At 59.9% G+C, this 8,271-nt stretch carries 8 protein-coding genes and 1 pseudogene; all 9 read left to right on the top strand.

The annotated features are described in order from the left end of the window. The first annotated feature begins 577 nt into the window (after nucleotides 1–577). Complete coding sequence (argH, locus tag GX147_10625; GenBank protein ID NLN61122.1) at nucleotides 578–1,954, top strand: argininosuccinate lyase; 1,377 nt, start codon at nucleotides 578–580, stop codon at nucleotides 1,952–1,954. After that, entirely contained in the window at nucleotides 1,951–2,949 is a 999-nt protein-coding gene (locus tag GX147_10620) for a hypothetical protein (protein NLN61121.1), read from the top strand. Before argH ends, GX147_10620 begins: the two co-directional genes overlap by 4 nt. Then, nucleotides 2,946–4,201, top strand: a pseudogene (gene lysA / locus GX147_10615) (diaminopimelate decarboxylase). The gene GX147_10620 and the pseudogene lysA overlap by 4 nt, the downstream one beginning before the upstream one ends. Nucleotides 4,202–4,210: 9 nt before the next feature. After that, nucleotides 4,211–5,086, top strand: a complete 876-nt coding sequence (locus GX147_10610) for a 4-hydroxy-tetrahydrodipicolinate synthase (protein NLN61120.1) — start codon at nucleotides 4,211–4,213, stop codon at nucleotides 5,084–5,086. Between the two features lie 17 nt (nucleotides 5,087–5,103). After that, complete coding sequence (locus tag GX147_10605; protein NLN61119.1) at nucleotides 5,104–5,928, top strand: 4-hydroxy-tetrahydrodipicolinate reductase; 825 nt, start codon at nucleotides 5,104–5,106, stop codon at nucleotides 5,926–5,928. Between the two features lie 49 nt (nucleotides 5,929–5,977). Continuing rightward, nucleotides 5,978–6,496: a 2-amino-4-hydroxy-6-hydroxymethyldihydropteridine diphosphokinase gene (gene folK / locus GX147_10600; protein ID NLN61118.1), complete on the top strand. Its 519-nt coding sequence runs from the start codon at nucleotides 5,978–5,980 to the stop codon at nucleotides 6,494–6,496. Between the two features lie 45 nt (nucleotides 6,497–6,541). Further along, the gene (locus GX147_10595; protein NLN61117.1) at nucleotides 6,542–6,820 is read left to right on the top strand and encodes a hypothetical protein; all 279 of its coding nucleotides are present in this window, start codon (nucleotides 6,542–6,544) and stop codon (nucleotides 6,818–6,820) included. Beyond that, complete coding sequence (gene fsa / locus GX147_10590) at nucleotides 6,817–7,464, top strand: fructose-6-phosphate aldolase (GenBank protein ID NLN61116.1); 648 nt, start codon at nucleotides 6,817–6,819, stop codon at nucleotides 7,462–7,464. Before GX147_10595 ends, fsa begins: the two co-directional genes overlap by 4 nt. A gap of 49 nt (nucleotides 7,465–7,513) precedes the next feature. Then, nucleotides 7,514–8,089, top strand: coding sequence for a CDP-diacylglycerol--glycerol-3-phosphate 3-phosphatidyltransferase (pgsA, locus tag GX147_10585; protein NLN61115.1), 576 nt, complete (start codon nucleotides 7,514–7,516; stop codon nucleotides 8,087–8,089). The last annotated feature ends 182 nt before the right edge of the window (nucleotides 8,090–8,271 follow it).

The following is an 8,271-nucleotide window of genomic DNA, read 5'->3' as shown; positions in this document are numbered from 1 at the left end:
TCCCATGTCATTTCGACCCGGCGGATGCCGGGGAGAAATCTTAACCCCTGAGGTTTAGGAGGCGGCGTTACGTTCAAGACTTCTCACGTTCGTTCGAAGTGACATGGAAAATGTTGGAAGTGACATGAAGGGGTGTTCGCAGTGACATGAGGGACCGGTCAGGCAATATGAAGGACCGCGCGAGTAATATGAAGGGTCGGTCAGAGAAAGATGAAGGGCGGCTCAGAGCAATATGCAAGGGCCGTCAAGGGGACGTGAAGGGTTGCTCTCGCAGTGACAAGAGGTTGCGCCGTTCTCGGCGGCATGGAGGACCTTTCGAAGTGACATGAAAAATATGTCATTTTGAGGCGTCACCTCCTATGTCATTTCGACCCGGCGGATGCCGGGGAGAAATCTTAACCCCTGAGGTTTAGGAGGCGGCGTTTTGTTCAAGACTTCTCACGTTCGTTCGAAGTGACATGAAGGGGTGTTCGCGGCGGCATGGAGGGTCGTTCAGAAAAACATGGAGGCACGTTCAAGGGACACAAGAAGGGATGACACCGGATAAAGGACCCGGAAAACGATCAGGCGGCGGAAAATGAGTAAAAAAACGAAACCATGGGGCGGCCGATTCAGGGAGGCCACGAACGAGCAGGTTGAAAGGTTCACGGCGTCCCTCCATTACGACCGGCGCCTGTTCCGTTACGACATCGACGGCAGCATCGCCCACGCGAAAATGCTTGCCCACCAGGACATCATCACGCAGGAGGAAAGCGGGGCCATCGTCAAGGGCTTGAAGGGGATCCTGAAGGACATCGAGGAGGGACGGTTCACCTTTTCCGACGAGGACGAAGACATCCACATGGCCGTCGAAAAGGCCCTGATCGAAAAAATCGGCGAGGTGGGCGGGAAACTCCACACGGGCCGGAGCCGCAACGACCAGGTGGCCCTGTCCGTCCGGATGTACGCCCGCGAAGAGATCCGCCAGATCGGCGCCGCCCTGGAAAGGCTCAAAAACACGCTGGCCGGTCTCGCCAGGGCGGAGAAGAGCACCATCGTTCCCAGTTACACGCATCTTCAGAAGGCTCAGCCCGTTCTCCTGGGCCATTACTTTCTGGCCTACTGGGAAATGTTTCACCGGGACGCGGACCGCCTCAACGACTGCCTGCACCGGGTCAACCGGATGCCCCTGGGGGCGGCGGCCCTGGCCGGCACGTCCCTGCCCATCGACCGCTCCTTTGTCGCCAGGCTCCTGCGGTTTCCCCAAGTTACGGCCAACAGCATGGACACGGTTTCCGACCGGGATTACGTGGCGGAAATCATATTCGTCCTGGCCCTGATCATGATGCACATGAGCCGTCTGTGCGAGGACATGATTCTCTGGTCCACCGACGAGTTCCGCTACCTTGAAATCTCGGACGCCTTCACGACGGGAAGCAGCATCATGCCCCAGAAAAAGAATCCCGACGTAGCGGAGTTGATCCGGGGGAAGACGGGCCGGGTCTACGGCGCCCTGACAACGATCCTGACCATTCTCAAGGGACTCCCCATGACCTACAACCGTGACCTCCAGGAGGACAAGGAACCGCTTTTCGATGCCATCGACACGGTCAAGGCCTCCCTGGACATCCTGGCCGGCATGCTCGAAGGGGTGACCTTCAACCGGGACCGGATGAAAGCGGAAGCGGGCCTCGGTTACTCCACGGCCACCGATGCCGCCGAATACCTGGTCCGGCGCGGCGTGCCTTTCCGCGAAGCCCACGGCATCATCGGCCGTTTGGTCGCGTACTGTATCGGCGCGAAACGGACCCTGTCCGAAATCACCCTGGAGGAGTACCGACGTTTTCATCCGGCCTTTGACGAGGACATTTTCCAGGCGATTTCCGTGGAGAGCTCCGTCAACGCCCGGGAAAGCGCGGGGGGGACGGCGGAGAGGAACATATTGAAAAAACTTTCCGAAATCGAGGAGATATGAGAAGACGAATCCCCGCGGGAGCCCTCTTGACGACGCTTTTTATCCTGATGGTCCTCCTGGTTTCTTGCGGCAAGATAGGCGATCCCAGGCCGGGGAAGGCGGCGAGGATGGAAAAAGAGCCCCCGCTGGCTCTGTCGGAGACCACGCCGGCCCCGGTGAAGGCCCCGCCGGTTCCAACTGAGGTTCCGAGGGCCACGATGGATGAGGCACCGCCGCCGGAAATAATCACGCCGCCCGCGTTGGCTGAGCCGTTACCACCCGAAAAGGCGACACCGTCCACAGTGGATGAGGCGCTGCCACCAGGGGAGAAGGTGACTCCACCCGCACCGGAGGAGTTGCCACCAGTGGCAGAGGTAACGCCACCGGCGTTGGAATCCCCGCCGGTTCCAACTGAGGTTCCGAGGGCCACGATGGATGAGGCACCGCCGACGGAAATGATCACGCCGCCCGCGTTGGCTGAGCCGTTACCAACCGAGAAGGCGACACCACCCACAGTGGATGAGGCGCTGCCACCAGGGGAGAAGGTGACTCCGCCCACACCAGAGGCACCACGCCCGGCAAAGGTAGCACCACCCCCGCCGAAGGCGCCGCCGCCTCCGGTGAAGCTGACACGGCCTCCGAAAAAAGCGCCGCGGGCTCCCTCCAAGATCACAGTACCCCTGTCCCTGGACCAGTCCGAATGCGGTGTGATACTGATGTGGGACTTGAACGCTTACAAAACACTTCCCGATCTGGTCAGAATCTATCGATCCGATGTGTCGGGAGACGGCTGCGAGGACTGCCCCGGTGAGGGGCGGGTCGTCGCGGAACTGGACCGGGCCAAGCTGGCCTACCTCCGGGAATACGACGGGAGTTTCGTTTACATCGACCGGACCGTGCGGCAGAACTTCGTGTACAGGTATGCCATCGTCGTCTGCACGGACAGGGGAGGGTGCAGTGAAACCTCCGGCGAGGTGGAAATCGAATTTACCTACACAATGGATGGCTGCCCATGAAGGATTTTCGGTACGAGAACAATGAGCTTTTCTGTGAAGACGTCCCCGTCCGGCAGATCGCCGAGGCCGTGGGAACCCCCTTTTATCTTTACAGTCACAAAACGCTCACACGCCATTTCCGGGTTTTCGACGGGGCCTTCGGGGATTTGCCCCACCTGACCTGCTTCGCCGTGAAATCGAATTCCAACCTGGCGATTCTCCGCCTCTTTGTGGAGGAAGGCGGGGGCGTCGATATCGTCTCGGGGGGGGAGCTTTACCGGGCCCTGAAGGCGGGTGTGGATCCCGGAAAAGTCGTCTATTCCGGAGTGGGCAAAACGGCCGATGAGATCGCCTTCGCCCTGGACGCGGGAATCCTCATGTTCAACGTCGAATCGTCCCAAGAACTGGAAGCGATCAGCGCCTGCGCCGTCCGCATGGGGAAGAGGGCGGGCGTCGCCCTGCGATCACCCCCGACGTGGACGCCGGGACCCACCCCCACATCTCAACGGGGCTGAAGGAAAACAAGTTCGGCATCAGCATCGGGGACGCCCCGGCCGAGTACCGGCGGGCCCTGTCCCTCCCGAACATCGAGGTGATCGGGGTCAGTTGTCACATCGGCTCACAGATAACGGAGACCTCCCCCTTCACGGATGCCCTGGGGCGGCTGAAGGGGCTGCTTGCGCAACTGCGGGAGGAGGGGTTCGAGATCCGCTACCTGGACCTGGGCGGGGGACTCGGCATTACCTACCTGGACGAAACGCCCCCCCATCCCACGGAGTACGCGCGGGCCCTTCTGGAAATGGCACGGGACATGTCCTGCACATTCATTTTCGAACCGGGCCGGATCCTGACGGGCAACGCGGGCGCCCTGATCACCCGCGTGCTCTACCGGAAAAAATCGGATGAAAAGGACTTCGTCATTGTGGACGCCGCCATGAACGATCTCATCCGTCCCAGCCTGTACGATTCCTATCACGGGATACAACCCGTCCGACAGGGGGGGAAAAACGAAATCACGGCCGACGTCGTCGGGCCCATCTGCGAGTCCGGCGATTACTTCGCCCGGGACCGGACCATGCCGGATGTGGAACCGGGGGAACTGATCGCCGTCATGAGCGCCGGTGCGTACGGCTTCGTCATGTCATCGAATTACAACTCCCGCCCACGGGCGGCGGAAGTGCTTGCTCGGGGCGACCGGTTTCATGTCGTCCGGAAACGGGAAACCTACGAGGACCTGGTCCGCGGTGAGGTGATACCCGAATACGAAGGTTAAGGAGGCTTTATGTTCAAGGGAGCGATCGTCGCCATCGTCACGCCGTTCAAAAACGGCGGGATCGACGAGGAGGCGCTGAGAAAACTGATTGAGTTCCAGATCGCCAACGGGACGTCGGGTATTGTCCCCTGCGGGACGACGGGCGAATCCGCCACGCTGAGCCACGAGGAACACGACCGGGTGATCGAAATCACCATCGACGCGGTGAAAAAACGCGTTCCCGTCATCGCCGGAACGGGCTCCAACAGCACGGAGGAGGCCCTGCGCCTGACGAGGCACGCCCACGAGGCCGGCGCAGACGGGGCCCTGGTTGTCTGCCCCTACTACAACAAGCCGACCCAGGAAGGGCTTTACTTGCACTACAAGGCCATCGCGGAAGCGGCGCCGATCCCGATCATCGTCTATAACATCCCCGGCAGAACGGGAATAAACATGACGCCCGAGACCCTGGCCCGTCTCGCTGAAATGCCCAACATCGTGGGCGTCAAGGAAGCGGCCGGTTCCATCAAGCAGATGAGCGATATCATCGGCCTGTGCGACCCGGAGTTCGACGTTCTCTCGGGAGACGACGCCTTCACGCTGCCCCTCCTGGCCCTGGGCGGAAAGGGCGTCATATCCGTCCTGTCCAATGTCGCCCCGGCGGATATGGCGGGCATGGTCGCCGCCTTTGAAGCGGGGGATCTCACCGGGGCCCGGCGGCTCCACCACAAGATGATTCCCCTCATCGATACCCTGTTCATCGAAACGAACCCCGGGCCGGTCAAGGCGGCCCTCTCCATGATGGGCCTCATCGAGTACGAACTGCGCCTTCCCCTGTGCAGGATGGCCCAGGGAAATTATGATAAACTGAAGGAGGTCGTGGCCGGCTACGGCCTGATCGGCTAGAACAAAAGGAGCGCGAAATGGTCAAGGTGATTGTGACGGGTGTCGGGGGGAGGATGGGAAAGCGGATCTTCTCTCTCGCCGCGGAGACGGAGGGTGTCGAGATCGTCGGCGCCGTGGAACAGCGGGACCATCCCCTGGTCGGAACCGATGTCGGGGCGGGTCTGCCGTCGGGCAAGATCCGTCTCATCGTCGAGGGGGACCTGGAGGCATGCATCGACAAGGGCGACGTGGTGATCGACTTCACCAATCGCGAAGCCTCGGTGAGGCATCTGGAAATCGTCGCCGCCCGGGGCAAGGGGATCGTGATCGGCAGCACGGGTCTTTCCACCGTGGAAACGGACCGGATCAAGGAGCTGTCGAAAAGCACCAAATGCGTCCTGTCGCCGAATATGAGCGTCGGCGTGAACGTCATGTTCAAGGTCCTCGGCTGGGTCGCCGAAATTCTGGGGGATGAATACGACGTGGAAATCGTCGAGGCCCATCACCGCCTGAAGAAGGACGCCCCCAGCGGCACGGCCATGAAAATGGCCCGGATTATCGCCGAGTCCCTGGGGCGGGACCTGGAGGAGCACGGCGTTTACCTGCGCAAGGGTCTCATCGGCGAAAGGACACGGAAGGAAATCGGCATCCAGACGGTTCGGGCCGGTGACATCGCGGGAGACCACATGGTCATGTTCGGCGCTTTCGGGGAACGCCTCGAATTCATCCATCGCGCCCACAACCGGGACAACTTCGCCCGGGGCGCGATCCGGGCGGCCAGGTGGCTCGTGGACCAGGAAAACGGCCTGTACGATATGGAGGACGTCCTGGGGCTCAAGACGTGGGGCCTCAGCCAGGGATAAACGGGGGATGAACGGGCCGGGTGTCCGGCCCATTGAAGGCGAATCGATTATGGGTGGACGGGGCATCATCGCGCATCTCGGTCTGGGTTCCAATGTGGAGTCCCCTCACGGGAACTGCCTGGAAGCCATCGGCCGCCTCTCCCGTCATGAGTCGATCCGGCCGGTCCAATGCTCGCCCTTCTACCGGACGGAACCGGTCGGCTACAGGGAGCAGGACTGGTTCGTCAACGCCGTTGTGGAAGTCAGGACGACCCTGTCCCCCCACGATCTCCTGGACGCCCTCCAGGCCGTCGAGACGGACATGGGACGGGTGAGGACGGTGAAGGACGGTCCCCGGGTCATCGATCTCGACATCCTGTTTTACAACCAGGACGTCATGGGCGACGAAAAGTGGCTCGTCATTCCCCACCCGGAACTCCACCGGCGCCGGTTCGTCCTCGTTCCGCTGAACGATATCGCCTCCTGGGTGATCCACCCGGCTTTCGGGGTGTCCGTCCGGGGTCTCCTGGAGCGCTGTACCGATACGGCAGCCGTCCAATGGTTCGGGGAGCCCGTCCACTTCGAATGAAGGTATGGGGCGGGTGTTGCGTGATCTTTTAATCAGAGGTATGTCATGGCTTTACTCAGGCTGCTGGCTATCGCGTTGTGTTTTTATATCGTTTACCGCATTTACCGTTTTATGGCGGCCCCGTCGGTCAAGCCGGATCTGAAGGTGCTGCGGAAAAAGGAGGTGAAGGGGGTGGACCTGGTCGAGGACCCGGTCTGTCGCACCTATATCCCCCTGGATAACGTGTACAAGAAGATCTTCCTGAAGGACGGGACACCCGTTCACTTTTGCAGCAGGAAATGTTACGAGATGTACAGGGAAAAAATGAAATCGGAGGGAACATGAAATTTTTCATCGATACGGCGGACATTAAGGAAATCAAAGAGGGAATCAGCCTGGGGATGGTTGACGGCGTGACCACCAATCCTTCCCTGATCGCCAGGGAAAACAGGAAGTTCGACGACGTGGTCAAGGACATACTGAAGGTCGTCCCCGGCCCGGTCAGCCTGGAAGTGGTCAGCCTCGAGGCAAAGGGGATGGTAACGGAGGCGAAAAAACTGGCGAAACTGGGCAAACAGGTCGTGATCAAGATCCCCATGACGACGGAAGGCCTGAAGGCGACGAGGGCCCTCGCGGACGAGGGGATTCCTGTGAACCAGACCCTCATCTTTTCCCCTCTCCAGGCCCTCATGGCGGCCAAGGCCGGCGCGGCCTACGTGAGCCCCTTTGTGGGCAGGCTCGACGACATCGCCCACGACGGCATGGAGATCTGCGACCAGACCATCCAGATTTTCGACAACTACGAAATCGACACGGAGGTGATCGTCGCCAGCATTCGTCACCCCCGCCATGTCCTGGATGCCGCCATGATGGGCGCCGACATCGCGACCATCCCCTTCAAGGTGATCAACCAGTTGGCGCAACACCCCCTGACGGACAAGGGGGTCACCCTTTTCCTGGAAGACTGGAAGAAGGTTCCGAAAAAATGATGTCCCGGTGTTGGCGATGATCGATTATCTGAAAAGAACCTTTGACCGCATGCCCCTGGAATCGGAGGCCCGGGATATCATCAATCTGCCGAACGCCATCACCCTTCTGCGTATCGGCGTCATTCCCGTGCTTTTTTTCCTCCTGACTTCGCCGGGAGAAACCTGGAGCCTGGTCATCGCCGTGATCTTCGTCTGCGCCGCCTTCATCGATCTACTGGACGGCTACGTGGCCCGGAAGTACAAGATCGTGACGACCATGGGCAAGTTCCTCGATCCCGTGGCGGATAAGATCATCGTCAACACGGCCATGATCCTCATGATTCCGGTCAAGCGGATTCCCGCCTGGGTCGTCGCCATCATCATCATCCGGGATTTTATAGTGGACGGCATGCGGAGCATCGCCTCGTCGGAAGGGGTCATCATCGACGCCAGCAACCTGGGAAAGCAGAAGACTCTGTGCCAGATTTGCGCCGTCACGGCCCTGATGATCCATTACCCCCTCTTCGGCATCAATGCCCATCTTGTGGGCCTTGTCGTTCTTTACATGGCGCTGACACTCACCCTCTATTCCGGCGTTGACTACTCCATCAAGTTTTTCCACGGCGCCATCCGGAATAAGCGCTGATACCGTAGGAAGCCAAACGTCTGTGGTCATTCTTCTATGTTAAAAAAAGTCAAGGCGTCACATAGATGGATGCTCTTTCCAACGTTAAAAAGGTTAAGAGAACGATGTATGGGTACGATCTTAAAACCAATCTTCTATCAACAGACAGACCTTTTTGGGTCGCTGCATTGCTTAATCAGGTT

It is taken from the genome of Deltaproteobacteria bacterium (genome assembly GCA_012522415.1).
Classification (GTDB): domain Bacteria; phylum Desulfobacterota; class Syntrophia; order Syntrophales; family JAAYKM01; genus JAAYKM01.
The sequence above is the reverse complement of the archived record's forward strand: the minus strand, read 5'-3'. Positions and strand labels throughout refer to the sequence as shown.